Origin of the sequence: Saccharospirillum alexandrii, from assembly GCF_004000275.1 — a bacterium.
Classification (GTDB): domain Bacteria; phylum Pseudomonadota; class Gammaproteobacteria; order Pseudomonadales; family Natronospirillaceae; genus Saccharospirillum; species Saccharospirillum alexandrii.
On sequence record NZ_RCIP01000001.1, the window covers coordinates 256144 to 276844 of the forward strand.

General features: G+C 57.5%; 19 protein-coding genes. 11 read left to right on the plus strand and 8 right to left on the minus strand.

Annotation, left to right across the window (positions count from 1 at the left end; all coding sequences use genetic code 11):
- Positions 1 to 101 precede the first annotated feature (101 nt).
- Complete coding sequence (locus EP166_RS01225; protein WP_127554989.1) at positions 102 to 1568, plus strand: aspartate ammonia-lyase; 1467 nt, start codon at positions 102 to 104, stop codon at positions 1566 to 1568.
- On the opposite strand, the gene EP166_RS01230 is transcribed toward EP166_RS01225, so the two are convergent.
- From EP166_RS01230 to EP166_RS01250, 5 genes are all read right to left on the minus strand, one after another.
- A complete protein-coding gene (locus EP166_RS01230) occupies positions 1565 to 2959 on the minus strand; it encodes an NAD(P)/FAD-dependent oxidoreductase (RefSeq protein ID WP_127554990.1) in 1395 nt (464 codons plus the stop codon). The two genes, EP166_RS01225 and EP166_RS01230, sit on opposite strands and share 4 nt — an antisense overlap.
- A 111-nt stretch (positions 2960 to 3070) precedes the next feature.
- A complete protein-coding gene (locus EP166_RS01235; protein ID WP_127554991.1) occupies positions 3071 to 4336 on the minus strand; it encodes a branched-chain amino acid ABC transporter permease in 1266 nt (421 codons plus the stop codon).
- On the minus strand, positions 4336 to 5337 hold the full coding sequence (locus EP166_RS01240; protein WP_127554992.1) for a branched-chain amino acid ABC transporter permease: 1002 nt from the start codon (positions 5335 to 5337) through the stop codon (positions 4336 to 4338). Before EP166_RS01240 ends, EP166_RS01235 begins: the two co-directional genes overlap by 1 nt.
- A 19-nt stretch (positions 5338 to 5356) precedes the next feature.
- A complete protein-coding gene (locus EP166_RS01245; protein ID WP_127554993.1) occupies positions 5357 to 6061 on the minus strand; it encodes an ABC transporter ATP-binding protein in 705 nt (234 codons plus the stop codon).
- 1 nt (position 6062) lies between these two features.
- Positions 6063 to 6845, minus strand: coding sequence for an ABC transporter ATP-binding protein (locus tag EP166_RS01250; protein ID WP_127554994.1), 783 nt, complete (start codon positions 6843 to 6845; stop codon positions 6063 to 6065).
- Between the two features lie 558 nt (positions 6846 to 7403).
- On the opposite strand from EP166_RS01250, the gene EP166_RS01255 reads away from it, so the two are divergent.
- Positions 7404 to 8273 carry a 23S rRNA (adenine(2030)-N(6))-methyltransferase RlmJ gene (locus EP166_RS01255; RefSeq protein WP_164743774.1) on the plus strand — a complete coding sequence of 290 codons (870 nt, stop codon included), beginning with the start codon at positions 7404 to 7406 and terminating at the stop codon, positions 8271 to 8273.
- On the opposite strand, the gene lnt is transcribed toward EP166_RS01255, so the two are convergent.
- Positions 8274 to 9794 (minus strand): apolipoprotein N-acyltransferase, encoded by a 1521-nt coding sequence (gene lnt / locus EP166_RS01260; RefSeq protein WP_127554996.1) that lies wholly within the window; start codon positions 9792 to 9794, stop codon positions 8274 to 8276.
- 335 nt (positions 9795 to 10129) lie between these two features.
- On the opposite strand from lnt, the gene EP166_RS01265 reads away from it, so the two are divergent.
- The 8 genes from EP166_RS01265 to EP166_RS01300 all read left to right on the plus strand — a co-directional run bounded on the left by EP166_RS01265 (position 10130) and on the right by EP166_RS01300 (position 17637).
- The gene (locus tag EP166_RS01265) at positions 10130 to 10810 is read left to right on the plus strand and encodes a cyclic nucleotide-binding domain-containing protein (RefSeq protein WP_127554997.1); all 681 of its coding nucleotides are present in this window, start codon (positions 10130 to 10132) and stop codon (positions 10808 to 10810) included.
- A gap of 46 nt (positions 10811 to 10856) precedes the next feature.
- Positions 10857 to 11627 (plus strand): outer membrane lipoprotein-sorting protein, encoded by a 771-nt coding sequence (locus tag EP166_RS01270; RefSeq protein ID WP_127554998.1) that lies wholly within the window; start codon positions 10857 to 10859, stop codon positions 11625 to 11627.
- A gap of 9 nt (positions 11628 to 11636) precedes the next feature.
- Positions 11637 to 12863 carry an ABC transporter permease gene (locus tag EP166_RS01275; RefSeq protein WP_127554999.1) on the plus strand — a complete coding sequence of 409 codons (1227 nt, stop codon included), beginning with the start codon at positions 11637 to 11639 and terminating at the stop codon, positions 12861 to 12863.
- A gap of 1 nt (position 12864) precedes the next feature.
- Entirely contained in the window at positions 12865 to 14094 is a 1230-nt protein-coding gene (locus EP166_RS01280; protein WP_127555000.1) for an ABC transporter permease, read from the plus strand.
- A 219-nt stretch (positions 14095 to 14313) separates the two neighbouring features.
- The gene (locus tag EP166_RS01285; RefSeq protein WP_127555001.1) at positions 14314 to 15006 is read left to right on the plus strand and encodes an ABC transporter ATP-binding protein; all 693 of its coding nucleotides are present in this window, start codon (positions 14314 to 14316) and stop codon (positions 15004 to 15006) included.
- A complete protein-coding gene (locus EP166_RS01290; RefSeq protein ID WP_127555002.1) occupies positions 14978 to 16237 on the plus strand; it encodes a hypothetical protein in 1260 nt (419 codons plus the stop codon). Before EP166_RS01285 ends, EP166_RS01290 begins: the two co-directional genes overlap by 29 nt.
- 65 nt (positions 16238 to 16302) lie before the next feature.
- Complete coding sequence (gene hisI, locus EP166_RS01295; RefSeq protein ID WP_127555003.1) at positions 16303 to 16722, plus strand: phosphoribosyl-AMP cyclohydrolase; 420 nt, start codon at positions 16303 to 16305, stop codon at positions 16720 to 16722.
- Positions 16723 to 16737: 15 nt separating this feature from the next.
- Complete coding sequence (locus tag EP166_RS01300) at positions 16738 to 17637, plus strand: DMT family transporter (protein ID WP_127555004.1); 900 nt, start codon at positions 16738 to 16740, stop codon at positions 17635 to 17637.
- Here the strand turns inward: EP166_RS01300 and EP166_RS01305 are convergent.
- A complete protein-coding gene (locus EP166_RS01305) occupies positions 17622 to 18725 on the minus strand; it encodes a citrate/2-methylcitrate synthase (protein WP_127555005.1) in 1104 nt (367 codons plus the stop codon). The two genes, EP166_RS01300 and EP166_RS01305, sit on opposite strands and share 16 nt — an antisense overlap.
- Before the next feature lie 97 nt (positions 18726 to 18822).
- On the opposite strand from EP166_RS01305, the gene EP166_RS01310 reads away from it, so the two are divergent.
- Positions 18823 to 19734, plus strand: coding sequence for a LysR family transcriptional regulator (locus tag EP166_RS01310; protein WP_127555006.1), 912 nt, complete (start codon positions 18823 to 18825; stop codon positions 19732 to 19734).
- Between the two features lie 6 nt (positions 19735 to 19740).
- Here the strand turns inward: EP166_RS01310 and EP166_RS01315 are convergent, their stop codons facing one another.
- On the minus strand, positions 19741 to 20655 hold the full coding sequence (locus tag EP166_RS01315; protein ID WP_127555007.1) for a VanZ family protein: 915 nt from the start codon (positions 20653 to 20655) through the stop codon (positions 19741 to 19743).
- Positions 20656 to 20701 lie beyond the last annotated feature (46 nt).

Here is a 20701-nt window from a genome sequence, read left to right on the forward strand (position 1 = left end):
CTGAAAACGGCATTGGTCGGCGAACCCTGCGAAGCGGCACAATGCGTTCTCCGGTCGCCAATGTGGCAAGCCGGACACACCGGAGGACAGAGAAAACCACCATGCTGCCAACGCAGAACACCACCGCCATTCGCACTGCCCCTGAATCCCCTCAGCCAACGCGCCTGGAACGCGACCTGCTTGGTCAACGGACCGTCCCGGCCGCGGCCTACTATGGCATTCAGACGTTACGCGCCGCCGAAAACTTTGATCTGTCGGGCGTAACACTGGCTCACTTCCCCAAGCTCATCATTGGGCTGGCCATGGTTAAAAAAGCCGCCGCTGCGGCCAATGCGGAACTCGGGTTGCTTGAGGAGAGACGGTTTCAGGCGATCAGCGCGGCCTGTGATCAACTGGTGGCCGGGCAGCATCATGACCAGTTCATTGTCGATATGATTCAGGGCGGTGCCGGTACGTCCACCAATATGAACGCCAACGAAGTCATTGCCAATCTGGGGTTGGAATGGCTCGGTCATGCAAAAGGCGCATACCAGCACCTGCATCCCAATAACGACGTCAATGCGTCCCAGTCGACCAATGATGCCTACCCCACGGCGATTCGGGTGGGCTTGCAATTGTCGCACGCAGAGCTGGTCGATAGCCTGGCATTGCTGCGGGATGCGCTGGCCGACAAGCGCGATGAGTTTGCCGATGTCCTGAAAATGGGCCGTACCCAGTTACAGGATGCGGTACCGATGACACTGGGCCAGGAATTTGGCGCCTTTGCCACCACCCTGGGTGAAGACATCGATCGCATTGCCGGCCTGTTTGATCTGCTGCGGGAAGTGAACCTCGGTGGCACGGCCATCGGCACCGGTCTGAATGCCCACCCGGACTATGCGCTGCTGGCGGTGGCCCATTTGTCGCGACTGTGCGGGCACCCGATGCGGCTGGCGAATGATCTGATTGAAGCCACCTCGGATATGGGCGCATTCGTGTTGTTTTCCGGCATGACCAAACGGCTGGCGATCAAGCTGTCGAAGATGTGTAACGACTTGCGCCTGTTGTCGAGCGGCCCCCGGGCCGGGTTCAGTGAGATCAATCTGCCAGCCCGTCAGCCAGGCTCCTCCATCATGCCCGGCAAGGTAAACCCGGTGATTCCCGAGGCGGTAAACCAGGTCGCTTATCAGGTGATCGGCAATGACCTGGCCATCACCATGGCGGCCGAAAGCGGGCAGTTGCAATTGAATGCGATGGAGCCGCTGATTGCCTATAAACTGTTCGATTCAATGCGCCTGCTGCGTCGGGCCATGGATATGCTGCGCACCCTGTGCATCGAAGGCATTACGGCCAACCGGGCGCATTGCCTTGCGCAAGTTAATGCTTCTATCGGTGTCATTACCGCGTTGAACCCTTACATCGGCTATGACAATGCAACCCGCCTGGCCAGTCTGGCATTGGCCACAGGACACAGCGTCAGGGATCTGGTTTTGGCCGAGGGGTTGATGCAAAAGGCGGAACTGGATGAGGCGCTGAGTCTCGAGCGGCTGGTGTATCCCGGCCGCGAGTCGGTGCCCGAGTCGGTTTAGTGTCCGGTGAGCCAGTCGCCCAGCGTCGCCAGTTTTGAAGGTGCCAGCCCGCCTTTGGCTTCGTGGTGATCGGCCGCATTGTAGAGGGCGTACATGCCTCTGACACCGAGCCAACGCAGAGGCTCTGGCTCCCATCGCCGAACCCGGCGACCAACCCAGGGTAGACGGGTCAGGTCGGTGTCCCGGCCCAGAGTGAGATCACAGAGCGTGCGTCCGGCCAGGTTAGACGTAGAGACGCCCACGCCGACATACCCGCCGGCCCAGCCGAGGCCGGTCTTCGGGTCCAGCCCGACGGTGGCACACCAGTCGCGGGGTACCGCCAATACACCGCACCAGGCGTGGTCAATACGAGCCTTACTGGCTGCCGGGAAGTGCCGGTTCAGAATTCGGATCAGGTGGCGAATGGTGTCGGAGTCAGGCGTGCCGCGGTGGTCAATTTTACTGCCCAGACGATAGGGCAGGCCACGGCCGCCAACCGCGATTCGGCCTTCACGAGTGCGCTGGCAATAACAGTAGGCGTTGGCGAAATCACCTACGATCTCACGGCCGTTCCAGCCAATCTGTTCCCAAACATCGGGCGGTAAGGGTTCGGTGACAATCTGGGCTGAATTGAGGGGCAGCCAGTCCCGTTCCGAGCCGGCCAACGTGGCCGTAAAACCTTCGGTGGCTCGCAGAATGGTGGGTGCTGTAACGCGTCCTTTGTCGGTTACAGCGGTGCCTGGCTCCAGAGCGTTAACCCTCGTTTGCTCGGCGATTCGCACACCCAGACCTTCAACCACCCGAGCCAGCCCCTGCACCAGTTTGGCAGGTTGAATGCGGGCAACGTTATCGATTTCCATCGCGCCCAGTGCGCCGGGTATCGAGATTCGAGCGGTAACGTCTTCCTGGCGCAGTGCCCGAATCCGGCCCGCTTCGCCCCAGGTCTTTCGGTGTTCAATTTCAGCGTTCATGCGGTGCAGCTGCGCCGGATTGGTGGCGATCAGCAATTCGCAGGTGCGATGGATATCGGCGTCTATGCCCTCGGCCGATGCCACAGACAGAATTTCATCGACGCTGGACCCCATCGCATCAACCATGGCCCGAACACCCGCTGCATCACCGTTACTCAGGTATCTTTCATGATCCCAGGCAAAGCCACCTGTCAGCCAGCCACCGTTACGCCCTGATGCGCCAAATCCGGCGAACTCGGCTTCGAGAATGATGACATTCAAATCCGGTTTGGCTTTCTTGAGGTAATAGGCCGTCCACAAGCCGGTGTAGCCTGCGCCAACAATACAGACATCGGCTGTGGTATCGCCCTCAAGCGCCGGTCTGGATGGCGGGAAGCCACCGATATCCTGATACCAGAAGGAAATGTCGCCTGTGGTTTTTGGCCAGTTCGAGAGAGTCATGGAGTGCTCAGTAGCGTTGTCTGTTATTCGGCTGCAATAGTTTACGTGACTCTGACAGGCGGACACAAAAAAGGGAGCTGAAAGCTCCCTTTAGGACCTGCGTTCATCAGATCAGGCGTGATGCGCCACTTTCTCTGGAAACAGCCCTTTGGGGGCGTAACGCAGCACCAGGCTGATGGTCAGTCCGATCACGAATACCCGTGCCTGAAGCGCTCGGCTGTCGAGGTCACCGGGTGGCTGCCACTCAAACCAGGCGGTGCCCAACTGGCGCGCCATGTCGATCAGGAACAGCGCCGCGGGTTCTGACATGGTCCAGATGATGTAGATAAACACCGCGCCAAAAATGGTGCCTTTATTGTTGCCGGCGCCACCCAGAATCACCATCACCCAGACAAGAAAGGTGTGGTTCAGAGGCAGGAAGCCACTGGGGTCAAAAATGCCGTTAAAGGTGACCAGAGCAGCACCGCCAATGCCCATCAGCACGGAGCCCAGAATAAAGACTTCCAGGCGTCGACGGTTGACGTCTTTGCCCATGGCGGCCGAGGAGTTCTCGTTGTCGCGGATGGCGCGCATGGTGCGGCCCCAGGGGGCATTATAAGCGCGGTACAGCAGGAAGTAGATGACCGCAATCATTACCGCGGTGACCGACAGATAGGCTGCCCGGGCTGCAATAAAGCCGATGTCTCCGGCTTGTGGCACTGGCCAGGGCAGGGGCGATACCGTCAGTGTACCCCGGGTCAGCCAGTCGGCATTCTTGAGAAACGCCTTGATGATTTCGGCAATACCCAGCGTCGCAATGGCAAGATAGTCACTGCGCAAGCCCAGGCAGATGTGGCCGATGAAATAAGCAATACCGCCTGCAATGGCACCACCAACCAGCCAGCCGACCCAGACTGGCAAGCCAAAACCGCCGATGAATCCGGCTTCGGACTCAATGGCTTCGGCCACTGGCCCCAGTGAGGTGACGACCCAAAGATACAGAATCGCGGAAGCAATAATGATAAGCGGCAAGCGAACCTTCTTGCTAACGCCGAAACGCTTCAGTTGGGTAAGGCCATACACGATGGCGATCGACAGCAACGCCTTGAGGCCAACGCCGCCGAGTTGGCCGGGCAGGTCGGTGCTCCAGAAGTCGTCGTTGGTCGGGAAGCTGAACAACATGGTTATAAAGCCACCGAGGGCGACGAACCCCATGATGCCCGCGTTGAACAGGCCGGCATAACCCCATTGAATGGTCAGGCCCAGGGCCAGAATGGCATAGCAGCTGGCTTCAGCTAGCACCCGAACACTGTAAGCAGAGCCCTGAGAGGCAAATACGATCAGAATCAAAGCAGCCAACAGGCTGAACAGGATGATGTCTTTCTTTGGCAGTTGCATCAGATGATCTTCCCTTTAAACAGGCCGGTTGGTCGCCAGATTAGAATCGCCAACAGGATGAAAAACGGAATGGTGATTTTGTACTCGGTGGGCACAAACGCCAGGGTATTGGGCAAGTCCAGCGCGGGGATGGCTCGCTCCAGTGGGCGCAGTACGAAGGTCCAGTTGAATACTGCCAGCGTCTCCGTCAGGCCAACCACAAAGCCGCCTGCCAATGCGCCGTAAGGACTGCCGACGCCACCAACAATGGCCGCCGCAAATATGGGCAGCAAAATCATGAAACTCAGGTCAGGCTTCAACGTTACGTCCAGTGACAGCAAGGTGCCAGCCGCACAGGCCAGTGCACCGGCGATGATCCAGGTGACACCGACGACGGTGTTGGTGTTGATGCCGGAGACCTTAGCCAGATCCGGATTATCCGACATGGCGCGCATGGCTTTGCCCAGCCGCGATTTATTCAGGAACAGGTGCAACGCAATGACGGCAAATGCCAGAAACAGAAACAGCAACAATTGAGGTTCGGTGACCACCAGATTGCGCGAAGCCGATTCAAATGGCAGGTCGATGCGGAAGATCGCCTTGCGATCATCAATGTAGAGGCTCTGCGTGCCGGTACCGGCGAAAAAGCGGATCAGCCCCTGCAGCATCAGCGTAACGCCAACCGATGCCATCACCATGACGACCGGTTTGACGTTGTTTTCCCGCAGCTTTTTGTAGAACAACTTGTCGATGCCCACGGCGATAAAGGCCGTAGCCACCATGGCAACGGGCATCATGACAAAAGCGGTGGGTAACCCGATAGCCGGGCCGACGGCCGGGAAAAGCGCCGTCAGGATCAATACCAGAAAAGCGCCCAGTGTCATCATGTCGGCATGGGCAAAATGGGCAAAGCGCAGAATGCCAAACACCAGGGTGACACCAATGGCACCCATGGCGTAGATCGAGCCAATCACTGCGCCGTTGATAACCACACTGTTAAAAAAGAAAATAAACTCGTTCACAACGGACTCCTATTAACCGTCAGCCACCCAGGAAGCTTTTCGCCACTTCCGGATCGTTCAGCAGGTTTTGGCCTGTATCGGTAAAGCGGTTCTTGCCCGCTGCCAGTACGAACCCCTTGTGTGCAATGCGCAACGCTTGCTTGGCGTTTTGTTCCACCATCAGCACGCCAACACCGCTTTCATTGATGGCGATCACCCGCTCGAAAATCTCGTTCATGTACAGCGGGGACAGACCGGCCGTCGGTTCATCGAGCAACAGCAGGCTGGGTTCAACCATTAAGGCGCGACCCATGGCGACCATCTGACGCTGACCGCCCGACAATTCGCCGGCCGGTTGTCTGCGTTTGTCTTTCAGGTCAGGGAAAAAGCTGTAGACGCGTTCGAGCATGTAGTTGAAATCATCGCGCCGGATAAAGGCACCCATTTCCAGGTTTTCCTCTACCGTCATGCTGACGAAGACATTGTGCTCCTGAGGGACAAAACCCATGCCCTTGTGCACCAGTTTATCGGGAGACAGGTTGGTGATGTTGTCGCCTCGCAGTTCGATGCTGCCTTCACTGACGTTGAGCAAGCCGAAAATGGCTTTCAGGGTGGTTGATTTACCGGCGCCGTTGGGGCCGACGATCACGCCAATCTCACTGGATTCAATGGCCATGTTGACGCCATTGAGGATGTTCATGCCGCCGTAACCGGCGTGAATGTTTTTGCATTCAATCAGTGCCATATTACGCTCCGGCCTCGTTCGGATCACTGCCAAAATAGGCTTCAATCACCTGGGGATTATTGCGAATTTCCTCAATGGTGCCCTCGACCATGACACTGCCCTGGGCGAGTACGATTACCGGGTCACACAGCTCGGCGATCATGTCCATGTCGTGTTCAATCACCAGAAAGGTGTAGCCCATTTCCTGGTTCAGGCGCTTGATATTGCCCACCAGGTCTTGCAGAAGGGTGCGGTTTACACCGGCCGCAATTTCGTCGAGCAGTACGACCTTGGCATCAACCATCATGGTGCGGCCCAGTTCCAGCAGTTTTTTCTGTCCGCCAGAGAGATTGCCAGCCAGTTCGTTCTTGACATGATCCAGGCCGATGAAGTCGATCACTTCCATGGCTTTTTGGCGGACGCCGGTTTCAAAGTCGCGCACTTTGCCGGGCTGGAACCAGGTATTGAAGATGTTCTCGCCCGGCTGATTGGGCGGCACCATCATCAGGTTCTCCAGCGCCGACATGTGCGTGAATTCCTGTGCAATCTGAAACGTTCGCAGCAGGCCTTTTTCAAACAGGACGTTGGACGGCAGGTTGGTGATGTTTTCGCCCGCCAGCGTGATGGTGCCCTGGTCAACCGGAAACGCACCGGCGATCAGGTTGAACAAGGTTGATTTACCAGCCCCGTTGGGGCCAATCAGGCCAGTGATCGAACCTTCTTCAACGGCGATGGAGCAGTCATTAATGACGTGCAAGCCGCCAAAGGCTTTCGATACGCCCTGTACTTCGATGATGGATCCCATTAACCCTCCCACATTCAGTCTTCAACCGTCACTCTGCGGCAACTGGTCGCATCAAGTGATCGCGCTGTCCAATTCTGTAAACACACCGCCGGCCCGAGGGATAAGGTTCCGGTCGGTGATAGCCGCTGTACAATAACGGGTAGTCAGGGATAGAGATTGGTCAACCCTGTTGGTACCCGGTTCGTCTGGCTGGTCGTGATCACGCTCGAGAATTGGAAGCTCGATCAATGTTTGATTTTTTATTGTTGATCGTTGCGTCAGTGAGGACGCCCGAAGTGTTGACGGCATGGCCGGTCACTTCTTGTCGTTTTGATGCCCCGCAACCTTACCCGATTGCAAGGGGCTAAGATAAAAAATCCCGGCGATTCTACCTTGTACACCTGTAAAATCAAAAGGAAAGCCGGGTAAATCAGGGCTCCCAGCCTGTATTTTCAACCACAGGGGCAGGTTCGCGTGTAGCGTCAGCGTGACAATCGGGTTGGATGGCTAACCGGTGGCATGACAGCCCGGTCCCCTGTCCCCTATACTGCGCGACCCGTTTCCATAAAGCCGTACCCCATGCTCAGTTACCGACACGCCTTCCACGCAGGCAACCATGCCGATGTGCTCAAACACCTGGTCCTGATTCAGTGCCTCGATTATCTCACGCGCAAGGACTCGCCCCTGCGGTACATCGATACCCATGCTGGCGCAGGCATGTACTCACTCACCGCACCGCAAGCGCAAAAAACCGGTGAAGCCACAGAAGGCATCGTTCGATTACAGGCCAAGCCTGGTAATCATCCACTGATCAAACGGTATTTGAGCCTGGTCGCTCTGGCGAATGACTCGGCAGCGGGTAACCTGTACCCGGGCTCACCCTGGATCGCGCGGCAGTGCTTGCGCCCGCAAGACAGGTTGGTGCTGACCGAGTTGCACAGTAAGGATTACGACGCCCTGGAGTCCCAATTCAAGCGGCAAAAGCCGGTCAAAGTGGCTCGCCAGAATGGCCTCGAGCGCCTGGTTTCTGAATTACCGGTACCGGAGCGCAGAGCTTTTGTACTGATTGACCCTTCCTACGAAGTTAAAGCGGAATACGACGACGTTGCCACCGCCGTCAAACGCGCCATGCAGCGGATGTCGACGGCCGTCATCGCCGTTTGGTTTCCGGTGGTGCAGCGTGAGCGGGTCAGAAAGCTGGAGCGACAACTGACCGGACTGGCAGAAATGCAGGTCTTTGAATTGGGCATCGCGCCGGATTCGCGTGAACATGGCATGACCGCCAGCGGCCTGATGGTCCTGAACCCGCCCTGGGGCCTGGATGCGGTGCTGGAAGAGGTCATGCCTGATCTGATGTCGGCGTTGCAGGTGCCTCAGGATGGTTTTTTCCGTATTCGTCGCCATCCGGTCAAAGGCACGCCAGGCAAGGGTGCTACAGGCCGGGGGTGATCAGTCGTCCCGCCGCCTGAGCCAGCCAAGCATCATCAACCCGACCAGCGGCAACAGGGCCCAGTACGGTCCACCCCAGCGTTGATAAGGGGTCATGCCTTGCCTCAGATTGATACTGCCGGTGACGGCAGCCACTTCAAACTGTCTGCTGCGCTCCAGAATCTCACCGTTGGCGTCAATCAGCGCGGTGATGCCATTCTGCGTCGAGCGCACGATGGCCCGACTGTTTTCAATTGCCCGCATCCGGGTAATCTGCAAATGCTGGTGTGGCGCCAGGGAATCACCAAACCAGGCATCATTGCTGACCATGATCATCAGGTCCGATTCCCGGGCCAGGGCCATCGTCAGGCCCGGATAAGCCGCTTCATAACAAATCACCGGTGCCAGGTAGCGTTCCTCGCCGCGGTGCATCCAGGGCATGGGTGTTTGCGGCTCGGGCGCTGGTGTCAGCGTCGACATCGGGATACTGAAAAAATTGATCAGGCCGCGCAATTGCTGTTCAAACGGCAGGTATTCACCAAAAGGCACCAGATGCTGTTTGCGGTATTCGCCATCGGCTGTGCCAAACCCGAGCAGAGCATTGAAGTAACGACCCTCCTGCTGAGTGACAATGCCGGTGATGATGCCTTGCTGGCGCTCATTGCCAACGCGTTCCAGGTCCTCAAGATACGCTGGAATGCGCTCCGGCCTTACCGTCAGCGCTGCTTCGGGCCAGATCATCAGGTCGGCGCTGTCGTAGCGGCGCGCCTGCTCACTGTAAAATTCCAGCGTGGGCCGTACCTGGCTGCTTTGCCACTTTTGCGCCTGAGCAACGTTGCTTTGAATGGCGACGACATCGGCACTGTCGACAGCGGTTGTCCAGCGCTCGGCGGGCAGCACAACGCCCAGTCCCATCGACAATACGATGATGGCCACGCCCAGCCCGGGTGCCCAGCGCAGGGAGCGGTTCAGTTGGGCAGGCAAGGCCATCGCCAGCGCAGCGGAGGAGAACGCGATAATCGCACTCAAGCCATAAACGCTGAGCACAGCCCCCAACTGCCCGGCCGGTGTATCGGTCAGCGCATAGCCAGCAAACAGCCAGGGCATGCCGGTAAACAACCAGCTTCTGACCCATTCAAACACCAGCCACAGCAGGGGCGCGGCGAGCCACTGGCTGCCACGGCCCTGCTTGAAAAAACGATGATACAACCAGGCCTGAAGGCCTGGTAGCAAGGCTATTGCCAGACAAAATACCGTGGTCATCAGAACCGACAGGGGGATCGGAGTGGCCACGGTCCGCATACTGCCATAGACCCAGGAAATACCCAGTCCGAACAAGCCAGCGCCGTAACACCAGCCCAGCCAGAAGGCTTGCTTTGGCGACTGAGCGCGTTCCGTCACCCAAAAATACCCAATCAGGCTGAGCCAGGCTAAAGGCCAGAAACCGAATGGCGCTAGTGACAGAGGTAGCAGGATGCCGGAGAACAGCGATAACAGTGCCAGCGAGGCGCTGGAACGTAAAACAGGAGCGGTAGGCGTCATTACGAGAAGAGTCCGACGGATTACAAGCCAGTGCGCATAATGCCCAGACTGGGTGAGGTTTTGAAGTCATGCTGTGGTCGAGTGGTGTAAAGCCGCTTTAGGTTATCCCCCCAATGCGCTTCCATGGCAATTAAGCAAGGGGTGGCCGTTGTATCGATACACAGCCATGGAAACCGTCAAAACTGTGACGATGTACTGGCTTTTGGTCGAAACCACGTCAATGTGAGTGCATTGAATTCACAGTTGCGACCTTAGGGGCTAGCATTAGGTTTGAAGCAAGCTGTAAAGCGCAGCCGGTTTACAATTTGAGCACCTAATAAGGTACCTAAAATAAAATGAAGACCCTGGCACTCAAAGACATATCAGCCGTCTCAATCGATGACTTGCTGGGCGGAATTTCATTCTTTCGGGAGTTGCGCGAAGTCGACCCGAAACAAGCCGAGTTTCTGGCCACTTATGCCCGGGTAATGGCTGCCGACCCCGGTGAAATTGTGATCCACCATGGAGATCATGATCCCAGCTTTTATTTTCTGTTGCGCGGTCAATTGCTGGTGTACCCGGACGACGATCATATTAAGGGCGAGCCGCTGAGTATTATTACGCCAGGGCATGTGTTCGGCGCGCTGGCAATGATCTGCAACGTTGATCGCACCGCCACACTGGTTGCTGACCCCAGCGGCGGTGAAGTGAAACTGGTCACCATCGATGGGACCGGTTTTGGAGAGCTGAACGACTACACCCGGGTACGCCGGCACACCAAAATTCTGTTCTATCGCATGGTGGTGGCCAACACCCGCTGGAAGCTGGAAGTCTACCGCATGCAGCAACCCAATCATGTAATTAGCCGTGACATGCGCAAACTGGAACTGTACCGGGGCACGCCAAACAGCGAAGAAGAACTGCAGTCGCTGGCCCGCCAGGCGCAACAGATGACCGTATTGCTGATGCGCTGGAACAACCTCTTCTACGAGGAAGGCAGTGGCGAAAATGGCGCGAGCCCGATCAATACCGACTGACCCGTCTGGCACAGCCAGGCGTTGTGGCTTCAAGGAAGGTGCATAAATGGAACTGAACGTGTTTATCCGTCACGGCGTTATCTGGGCTCGGTGGTCATTGTTGGTACTTGCTACCGGATGCTGGGCTGAATCGACCGATACCGACCCGCGGGCCATCGAATTGCTTGAGCGAATCGATACTCTCTACCAGCAAGATTCGGCACGGGCCATCATGACCATGAGCATTGTTACCCCGGATTTCGAACGGTCATTGTCGCTGGAGTCCTGGTCGCTCGGGCTCGATTACGCGCTGGTCAGAGTGCTTGAGCCGCAGCGCGAGCGAGGCGTCAGTACACTGCAACGCGACAACGAAATGTGGAATTATCTGCCCAAAATTCGCAAGGTCGTTAAAGTGCCACCCTCGATGATGATGGGCAGCTGGATGGGGTCTGATTTCACCAACGACGACCTGATGCGAGACGTCTCCCTGGTGGAGGAATATCGGGTACAGCTAAGCGAGACAGACGCGGAATTTCAGCTGGATTTAACGCCCCGCGAGCAAACCGTAACCGTCTGGGGGGGCATCGACATCACAATCCGCAAAGAGGACTTGCTTCCGGTTCGCCAGCGCTACTTCGATGAAGACGGAACCCTGATGCGCGTCATGGAATTCAGCGACATTACCGACTACGGTGACATCACCTTGCCTGCCACCATGACGCTGACACCGATGAACAAGACCGGACACCAAACCACCGTAACCTATCAGGAACTGGATTTTGGCGTAGACCTTACCGAGGATTTCTTCACGCTCAATAACCTGCGCCGTCCGTTCTGAGCCTCTCCCATGATGATGCTCAAGCTTGCCTTTCGGAACATTCTGCGCAACCGGCGGCGGACCTTGCTGACGGTTCTGAGCATGGCTGGCGGCTACTTGCTGGTCTCTGTGCAGTTGTCCGTTACTGAAGGCAGTTATGATCAGGTGCTCGATTTTTACACACGCGACACCACCGGTCATGTTCAGGTGACCGTTGACGGCTTTGTAGAGACGCCGACGCTCTACAAAGCCTTCCGTTTAACCGGCGACCTGCAACGCGCCATCGACACCGTACCCGGTGTTCAGGCCTCGGCGCCGCGTATCGAAAGCAGCGCGCTGGGCTATGGTGACACTCGCAGTTTCCCGGTAAGCGTTAGAGGCGTCGACCCCGAACGTGAGGCGGCTCTGTCTTATCTGGCCGACAAGGTCAGCGCCGGGCGCTATCTCACCAGTGAACCCGATGGCCAGGGCTACGCCGGTGTCATGATCGGTGCACAGGTCGCGCGGCAATTGTCACTGGATGTCGGTGAAGAGCTGATACTGGTATCGCAGGGGGCAGATGGCTCTCTGGCCAATGATCTCTACCGGGTGCAGGGTATTCTGGGGCAACCCGGTGATGCGGAAGAACGCTGGGTGGTGATGCCGCTAGCCGCCGCTCAGGCCTTTTTCGTGTTGCCGGGCGAAGTGCACCGGCTGGTCATTCTGGGTGCTGATTATCGGAGTGCGCCGCGATTGGCGGAACGCATCGGTGAGGTGTTGCCAGGTCAGGAGCTGAGTGCAAGCCCCTGGCAAACGGTGGCAAGGGAATTTCATGAAACCATGACCGCCGATAAAGAGGGCGGCATGATCACCCTCTACGTGATTGTCTTTCTGGTCTGCATTGGTGTTCTCAATACCGTATTGATGTCTGTATTGGAGCGTACCGGCGAATTCGGTGTATTGAAAGCCATCGGGACATCGCCCGCGCGACTGTTCTGGTTGATTGTGCTCGAGACCTTGTTGCTGGCGGTGATTGCGTGCTTGCTGGGTGGCTTGGTGGCGTTACCCATTAACCTCTGGTTCACCCTGCAAGGCATTGCGTTGGCAGAGCCGATGGACATTTCCGGTATCGTGTTCTCTCATTATCGGGGCCAGATGTCGGCGTACGTGTTTGGTTTTCCGATGCTGGTGATACTGATCGCTGCCGCGCTGATCGCCCTCATGCCGGGTATTCGAGCAGCCCGCATTGTGCCGGTCGATGCCATGAGGACCCTCTAGTATGGGCATAACTGGCCGACTCGCATTGCGCAACCTCGCACGAAACCGGCGACGTACCTTGCTCACCGCCATGATCATTAGCCTGAGCCTGACTGCACTGATGTTTACCGACGCGCTGATACAAGGCATGACCGACACCATGGTGCGGTCAGCGACACGATTGTATTCCGGTGACGCTCAAATTCACCATCGCGATTTTCTGGCGCGTCAGGACGAAAGCCGGGTGATCGATGACCCGGAAGCCGTGCTGGAGCAATTGGCCCGGGAGCCCGAGGTGGCCGGTTTCGCCGCCCGAACGCTGGCCTTTGGCATGGTATCGAGCGCGGCCAACAACCGTGCCGTGCAGGTGGTGGGCATCGACCCGGAGGCTGAAGCCGGGGTGTCCAAAATTGCCGGTGCGATGATCGCCGGTGACTATTTATCGGAAGCAGGGCCGGTCACTCAGTTACTGATTGGGGATCGACTCGCCGAACTGCTGGAAGCCGATCTGGGTGACCGCATCGTGGTCTCGGTGAACAACCAGCTCTCTGAAGCCGCCGAGCAGCAATTGTTTCGAGTCAGCGGGATATTTCATCTTAACGCCCGCGCCATGGACGAAAACCTGGCGTTTATCCGCTTGCCCGAAGCCCAGTCGATGATGGGGCTGGACGGCGCTGTGCATGAAATTGCCTTCAACCTGACCTCGGCTTCCCTGGCGACGGATACCAGCCTCGGCTTATGGCAGCGTCTGAGCAATGACCGCTGGGTTGCCCAGGGCTGGACAGAGCTGATGCCGCAACTGGCGACCATGCTGCAACTGACCAACAGCAGCACGATCATCGCCGGGATCGTGCTGTTTATTCTGGCGGGCCTCGGCGTGATCAACGGGCTGTTTATGTCGATCTACGAGCGAACCTACGAATTCGGTGTCTTGCTGGCGATCGGCACGCGCCGGCGCCAGCTGTTTAAACTGATTATGACCGAAGGGCTTATTCTGGCGCTGGGAGCTATTGTTATCGGCCTGATACTTGGCGTTTTGCTGATTACCTGGTCTGCCTCAGTCGGTATTGATTATGGCTCCATGGAAGTCTCCGGCGTTGCGCTGGCCGAAATCATCCGGCCACAACACCGGTTCATGCAATACAGTGCCTTGCCATTTTGGGTGCTGGTAATGACCCTGGTGGCCTGTATTTACCCGGCCATTCACGCAGCGAGAATTGTGCCTGCGAAGGCACTGCACAAGAGTTTGTAGTGGTGGCGCTTTCATGGTCGACGGTTTCAAAATCACTGGTGGCCATGGTTCGCGTCGGCTACCAGTGATGCCTCTGCGGGGTCGGCGTGAATCCGTCCCTGGAGCCTAGGCCGCAGCATCCATGCTGCGGACTTCCCCACAGAGGCATCACTGGCATCCGACGCTTGCTTCGTACACCCCAAAGGTTCGTAATCGGGCAATTATCAAAGGGAGACAGTTATGTCGTCGGTGATCGAAACCCGGGACGTCAGCAAGCATTACGGTGAAGGCGATACGCTGGTCAAGGCGCTCGACCGGGTGAGCCTTGGCATTGCGCCGGGTGAGTTTACCGCCATTGTCGGGCCATCGGGTTCGGGCAAGTCGACGTTGTTGCAGTTGATGGGTGGGTTGGACAACCCGACTCACGGGCAGGTGCATCTGGCGAACAAGGACATCACGCAGATGTCCGGACGGGAACTGTCGGATTTTCGGCGCGACCACATTGGCTTTATTTTTCAGGCTTACAATTTAATTCCGGTGTTAACCGCTGCCGAGAATTGTGAATACATCATGCTGTTGCAGGGGGTTCCCGAGGCCGAGCGACGTGAGCGGGTTTATGCCATGCTCGAGCGCGTTGGGCTGGCGGGCCGGGAAGGGCGTTTTCCGCATCAATTGTCGGGCGGGCAACAACAGAGGGTGGCGGTGGCCCGAGCGATGGTTAGCCGGCCAGACATCATTCTGGCCGATGAACCGACGGCGAATCTGGATTCGCAAACCGGGTCGGATTTGCTCGACATGATGCACGACTTGAACCGCAACGAAGGCATGACGTTTGTTTTCTCCACCCACGATCCGATGATTATGGAACGAGCCAGCCGGCTGATTCGGCTGAAGGACGGCTGCATTGATTCCGAGTCTGAACGTGAAGCGTAACGGCAGAAACCGCCTCGTGGTTGCCAGGGGGTTTATTGGGCATGGCGTTGTGGCTGCGTTGGTTGGGCTGGCGGGTAGTGCCCAGGCCGAAGTGGATGTTTGGTGGGATTTATCCGCCGGCGCTGAAGCCGTGGCTTACCCCCAGATAAAGGGCTTGCCCGACGAGTCGCAACCCCCGGGCTGGGCACTGGATCAAACCCTGAGCGGCCGTTTGAATCTGGCCTGGTATCCCACGACCTCGTTGGAAGTGGGGGTGCACTATGGCCTGGCTGAACAGGCCCGGCTGGCCCAGGCGGACGGTGACGACGCCTTGCAGCGGGCGCTGGAATCGGACCCGGCCAATTTTCGATGGCGTGACCTCGATGCCACGCTGGTTGACGACGACCCGGTTCGCATTCGCCAGAACCTGGATCGCGCCTATGTGCGTGCCTACCCCGGCTTGGGGGATATCACGCTGGGGCGTCAGCCCATCAGCTTTGGGCTTGCACGAGTGTATTCGCCGGTTGATGTGATATTGCCGACCGGACTGCTGGCGCAGGAGCCTGATTATCGCGCGGGTGTTGATGCAGTGCGCTGGCTGGTGCCTTTGGGGGCAGTGTCCGAGTTGGATCTAGGCTGGGTGTTTGGCGACGATTCAGTGGTGTTTGCCCGCGGTTATACGCAGGCCGGTCGCTTTACCTGGGAGGCCACCGCGCTGACAGTAAACCAGGAGCACCAGGTTCTGGGGCTGGGTACCCAAACCTCGATGGGCGATTGGGGGTTGTGGCAGGAAATGGCGCTTCTTGCGACTGAGCAGGAGCCTGATGGTGGTACCGGCTTTCGGGCCACCCTGGGGGTGGATCAGCAGATTCTGGGCGACGTTTACGTGGTCGCTGAATACCATTTCAACAGCCTGGGTGTCGACGGGGACTACGCAGAGATAAGCAATTCCGGCTGGCATCAAACCGGCCTGGTCTCTCCCTGGGGGCGACACTACCTCAGCCTGCAAGCGTCGAAGCCGCTGTCGCCACTGTGGCAGGCATCGCTCGGGCAAGCCGTTAATCTCAGTGATGGTGGCCTCCTGTTCACCGGAGCGTTCAGTCGCAGTATGGGCAACAACAGCACACTCGATCTGACGTTCATGCATGCCCTGGCGGAGCGGCCTGAGGTCATTGATGATGAGCCCCGGATTTTGGATGAGTACGGCGTGTATCCCTCCCGGATTCAGGTAAACTGGAGCACGGTGTTTTAAGTGCACAAGTCGTGTGAAACAGACGGCCCAACCCCTCGATAATCGAATTCCAAAAAGGCAGGACCATGTTCAAGCAATGGGAGCAGGCTCCCCGCGGTACCCAACTGAGTCTCGATGAAGTTCTCAGTGAATTGAAAACCAATGAAGACGGGCTAATTCCGGCGATTGCCCAGCAACACGATACCGGTGAAGTGTTGATGATGGCCTGGATGAACCGGGCCTCGATCGAGGAGACTCTGACAGAAGGTCAGGTCTGCTACTGGTCCCGCTCACGCCAGACCTATTGGCGCAAGGGCGAAAGTTCCGGTCACCGCCAGCGCCTGGTCAGCATGAAGCTCGATTGCGACGGCGATACGCTGTTGCTGCAGGTTGATCAGCAAGGCCCGGCGTGCCACACCAACCGCCGCGATTGTTTTTTTTATGAGCTGACACCCGACGGTGTAACGCTGACCACAGACCCCAACTCGGGAATGCCCGCTGCCTAATCAGGAAGTCACTGAATGTTGCCGTTAGATGTACTGCGCCTGCTGGCGCTGTCTACCCTATGGGGTGTGTCCTTTATTTTCATGCGGGTAGCGGCACCGGAATTCGGTGCGGTCAGCCTCATTTTTATTCGGATGGGTGTGGCAGCTTTGTTGTTGTCGCCGTTGCTGCTGGTCCGCCGTCACCTGGCACTGGTTTGGCAATACAAGGCGCCACTGACTGTATTGTCGGTGACGAATCATGTTCTGCCGTTCTCCTTGCTGGCGTACGCGACTCTGAGTCTGGAAGCGGGATTCACTTCGCTGATTAACGCCACGACCCCTCTGTTTACCGCACTGATTGGCATGATGTTTTTCGCCACGGCTGTTACCCGGCAACAGTATCTGGGCTTGGCCATCGCTTTTGTCGGGGTCTATGTGTTGTCGGGGAACCGGCTGGATTTCTCTGTGGGTGGTGATGGCTGGTCGATCTTGGCCGCGTTGGCTGCAACGCTGTGCTATGGCGTGGCCGGTAATTTTACCAAGCAACGTCTGTCGCATTTGCCGGTGCAGGTGGTCGCCGGTGGCAGCACCGCTTTGTCGGCGTTGATTCTGCTGATACCGGGTCTGTTGCTTTGGCCGGAAACCATGCCTTCGACACAGGCCTGGATGAACACCCTGGCATTGGCTCTGTTCAGTACGGCGCTGGCCTTTCTGGTGTATTTCCAGTTGTTGTCGAGCGCGGGGGCTACGGCAACCTCTACTGTGACCTTTCTGGTCCCGGTCAGTGCGCTGGGGTGGGGGTATGTGTTTCTTGGAGAGACGATCAGTCTGACCGTTTGGCTGGGGATGGCGATCACCCTGTTTGGGACCGCCATCACCACCCGGTTGATCCGGTTTGGCCGGCCGAAGCCGGCAACCGATCAGGCGCCGATGTAAAGCGCGCGTGGGCGAATCAGTCGGGCATCGGTCTGGAACTCGTGGTAATGCGAGACCCAGCCGAAGACCCGGCTGCAGGCAAAGAAGGACGTAAAATACTGCTCCGGAATGCCCAGCGCCAGGTAAACCGCGCCTTTGTAGAACTCCAGGTTGGCGTGTATTTCCTTACCTTTTTCGCTGAAGACTGACTGGCAGGTGTCTTCCACTGCCACCAGCGTTTCCATCAGGTTTTCCCATTCAGTGCCTTCACAGAACTGGCGCGCCATCGGCTTCAGAATAGCGGCGCGCGGATCCAGTGCTTTGTATTCGCGATGGCCCATGCCCATGATCTTGACTTTGTTCGCCAGTGCATCACGTACCCAGGCGTCAGCCTGGTCCGGCGAACCAATGGTTTGCGCCATGATTACCGCGGCTTCGTCGGCACCGCCGTGCAAGGCACCGGAGAGGGCACCCAGGCTACCGGCAACGCTGGCTTGCAAGCTGCCCTGGGTGCTGGCGATGACGCGGCCGGCGAAGGTTCCGGCATTAAAGCCGTGGTCCAACTGCAGGATCTGGGTGGCATTGATGGCACCCAGCGCTTCGGCTGAGGGCTTCTGGCCCTGAATGCCGTACAACAGCGTTTCCAGAAACCCCAGGCCGGCAGGCAGTACCCGTACCTGACCCAGCGTGCAGAGGTTGTGCCAGACACGAACGACACCGTTCAATCGGGCCGCCAATACCAGTCCATCCTGCCATTGAGCTGAGACAAAGTCGGGCGCGGGCTGGTTGGGTGTCAGATTGGCAACCGGGGCCACACTTTGCAGCACCGCCATCGGGTGCAGGGTGCGCGGCAATTGTTCCAGCAGGCGCAATTCTGTGGCGGTAAGTTCAGATTCGGCCGCCAGCCAGAGATCCAGGGCACCAACCTCGTCTTCGGTCGGGTGTTCACCGGTCATCAACCAGTAGGCAACGCCCGCGAATGGCTGTTTTACCAGCTCTTCAACCACTTCACCCCGGTAAGTCAGACGGCCGATTTCGCCCTCAACATTGGACAGTCGGGTTGCGCCGACGACGACGCCTTCGAGTCCTGAATTGATATCGGTAGTCATAAAATCACCTTCAATACGCTGTGAGGGCGCTATTAAACGCGCCCGGTTTTGGTTAATCTAATTAAACTTTATTAATTTATGATAAGCAGGGCTAATCATGCGCTTCGAAAACAGTGAACTGCGTATCTTTTTGAGCGTGGCCAGAACCGGTGGTTTTCGTTCGGCCGCCGCTGATTTGCACCTGACTCAATCGGCGGTCAGCCAATCGGTAAAGCAGCTCGAGACCAAACTGGGGGTACCTTTATTGATTCGTGAGCGGCCGGTCCGGTTAACCCCGGCCGGCCGACGACTCTATCGGTACGCCGATGACCAGCGTCAGCAGGAGCAGCAGGTGTTCAGCGATCTGAACCGACTGTCCCGCGGGCTGGACCAGCGGCTGACGGTTGCCATCGACAGCACCAACAATCGCTTTGCTGGCGCCGAGCTGATTTCCGTGTTCAACCGGCGCTGGCCCGAGGCGCGATTGCGCATTATCGAGCAGCCCTCGCGGACCATTGTGCAATCGGTCATCAGCGGTGAAGTCGAACTGGGGCTGGGGCCTTTTCAAACCCGGATGGACCGGTTTGAACGCGTGCCCCTGTACCGGGAAAAACGCCTGTTGATGATTAATCCCACCAAGCCGATACACAGCGGCGCCCTAACGCTGGCCGACTTGCGGCGTATCCCTTTGGTGGTGTCGTCTCTTGATGAACCCGACCAGCGGCCTTATCAGGAAAAACTGCGCGACCGCTTTCAGATGATCTGGCAAATCAGCAGTTTGAATGTACGCCTGAATTTGATCGATCAGGGTCTGGCGGTGGGGTACATCAGTACCGAGGTGACACGACAGCTCCCCCAGATCCAGCATTTCCGGCCGTTGCTGGAGTTTGACTTTGCCAGTATTGAACGCCAGGTCGGGGTGTTTTACCGGTCTGACCGGGAGCTGAGCCCGGTCACGCGGGATTTCATTCAGGTCTGCCAGGCGTTCTGGCAAGACCGGCGCGCACTGATTTCCAGTGAAGCCCGGTAAGGGTGGCTATTTCAGCCTCAGATAATCAACGGTAATCTCACGGGGGCGGTCGAGCTCGAAGGCGAACAACTCGAGATGACTGATATTGCTCATGTCCATGTCACGGCCGGACGGCGCATTGCGCACGTCCTCCAGGGAGAATTCAATCAGGTTCCAGCCATATTCGACGATAAAGGTGCTATTGAAACGATCCTGATACAACAGGGAACGCTCATGAGCTTTGTCGTTAATGCGCAGCGTTAAGGGCATCGGCAGCAGGCTCGGGTTGTAGACAGCAAAATTCAGGCTGCTGTAGCCGCTCCAGTCATTTGGCATGCGTGTCATCCGGGCGCCTGAATACGTCTGGGTGGTCAGGCGGACCACCATACTCTGGTGGCCATGCCAGGCACGTGTGTCTGTTCGGGTAACATCGCCTTGCCACCAGTCAATTTCATAGTCGTTCTCGAAGTCGGACACAATCGGAAGCGTATTGTGTAGCCGGTACTCGGTCATGCTGGCCTGGCTGACCATCACCAGTTGGCTGACAAACAGGCCGCTGGCAATCAGCCGGCCAGTCCAGACTTGAGCGCTGGGCGGGTTTAGCCAGAACATGGCCAGCCAGGCACCGATCAGATTGCGCTCAACATCCTCCCAGCTGCGGGTGCGGCCGGTATTGTGTTGAATGTACTCGACGATAATGCTGACCAGAAACACGGCAATGCTGATCGCCAGCCAGTGCGGCCAGGTGCGCATGTCGAGATTGTTGCGCAGTGCAAAAATGGCCAGGGCAAAAAACACAATGTGCCCAAAATTGAGCAGGGTACGTTCGAGTTCCGACTCCAGCCCAAGGCCAGCGCTGTAGAAGAAAAAGGGAATGCAGGCCACCAGGATGGCGGGTAGAAACCAGCGTTTCAGGAGTGTCAGAAGCGGAGTCGGGGTCATAGGCGCCAAGTGTTAATGCTGCGGATTGGGAGCGTCCTTGTCCTGT

What these genes read in the sequence shown, in the direction of transcription:
- EP166_RS01225 (WP_127554989.1), top strand. Translation starts at nt 102, where the DNA reads ATGCTGCCAACGCAGAACACCACCGCCATTCGCACTGCCCCTGAATCC.
- EP166_RS01230 (WP_127554990.1), bottom strand. Translation starts at nt 2,959, where the DNA reads ATGACTCTCTCGAACTGGCCAAAAACCACAGGCGACATTTCCTTCTGG.
- EP166_RS01235 (WP_127554991.1), bottom strand. Translation starts at nt 4,336, where the DNA reads ATGCAACTGCCAAAGAAAGACATCATCCTGTTCAGCCTGTTGGCTGCT.
- EP166_RS01245 (WP_127554993.1), bottom strand. Translation starts at nt 6,061, where the DNA reads ATGGCACTGATTGAATGCAAAAACATTCACGCCGGTTACGGCGGCATG.
- EP166_RS01250 (WP_127554994.1), bottom strand. Translation starts at nt 6,845, where the DNA reads ATGGGATCCATCATCGAAGTACAGGGCGTATCGAAAGCCTTTGGCGGC.
- EP166_RS01255 (WP_164743774.1), top strand. Translation starts at nt 7,404, where the DNA reads ATGCTCAGTTACCGACACGCCTTCCACGCAGGCAACCATGCCGATGTG.
- lnt (WP_127554996.1), bottom strand. Translation starts at nt 9,794, where the DNA reads ATGACGCCTACCGCTCCTGTTTTACGTTCCAGCGCCTCGCTGGCACTG.
- EP166_RS01265 (WP_127554997.1), top strand. Translation starts at nt 10,130, where the DNA reads ATGAAGACCCTGGCACTCAAAGACATATCAGCCGTCTCAATCGATGAC.
- EP166_RS01270 (WP_127554998.1), top strand. Translation starts at nt 10,857, where the DNA reads ATGGAACTGAACGTGTTTATCCGTCACGGCGTTATCTGGGCTCGGTGG.
- EP166_RS01275 (WP_127554999.1), top strand. Translation starts at nt 11,637, where the DNA reads ATGATGATGCTCAAGCTTGCCTTTCGGAACATTCTGCGCAACCGGCGG.
- EP166_RS01280 (WP_127555000.1), top strand. Translation starts at nt 12,865, where the DNA reads ATGGGCATAACTGGCCGACTCGCATTGCGCAACCTCGCACGAAACCGG.
- EP166_RS01285 (WP_127555001.1), top strand. Translation starts at nt 14,314, where the DNA reads ATGTCGTCGGTGATCGAAACCCGGGACGTCAGCAAGCATTACGGTGAA.
- hisI (WP_127555003.1), top strand. Translation starts at nt 16,303, where the DNA reads ATGTTCAAGCAATGGGAGCAGGCTCCCCGCGGTACCCAACTGAGTCTC.
- EP166_RS01300 (WP_127555004.1), top strand. Translation starts at nt 16,738, where the DNA reads ATGTTGCCGTTAGATGTACTGCGCCTGCTGGCGCTGTCTACCCTATGG.
- EP166_RS01305 (WP_127555005.1), bottom strand. Translation starts at nt 18,725, where the DNA reads ATGACTACCGATATCAATTCAGGACTCGAAGGCGTCGTCGTCGGCGCA.
- EP166_RS01310 (WP_127555006.1), top strand. Translation starts at nt 18,823, where the DNA reads ATGCGCTTCGAAAACAGTGAACTGCGTATCTTTTTGAGCGTGGCCAGA.
- EP166_RS01315 (WP_127555007.1), bottom strand. Translation starts at nt 20,655, where the DNA reads ATGACCCCGACTCCGCTTCTGACACTCCTGAAACGCTGGTTTCTACCC.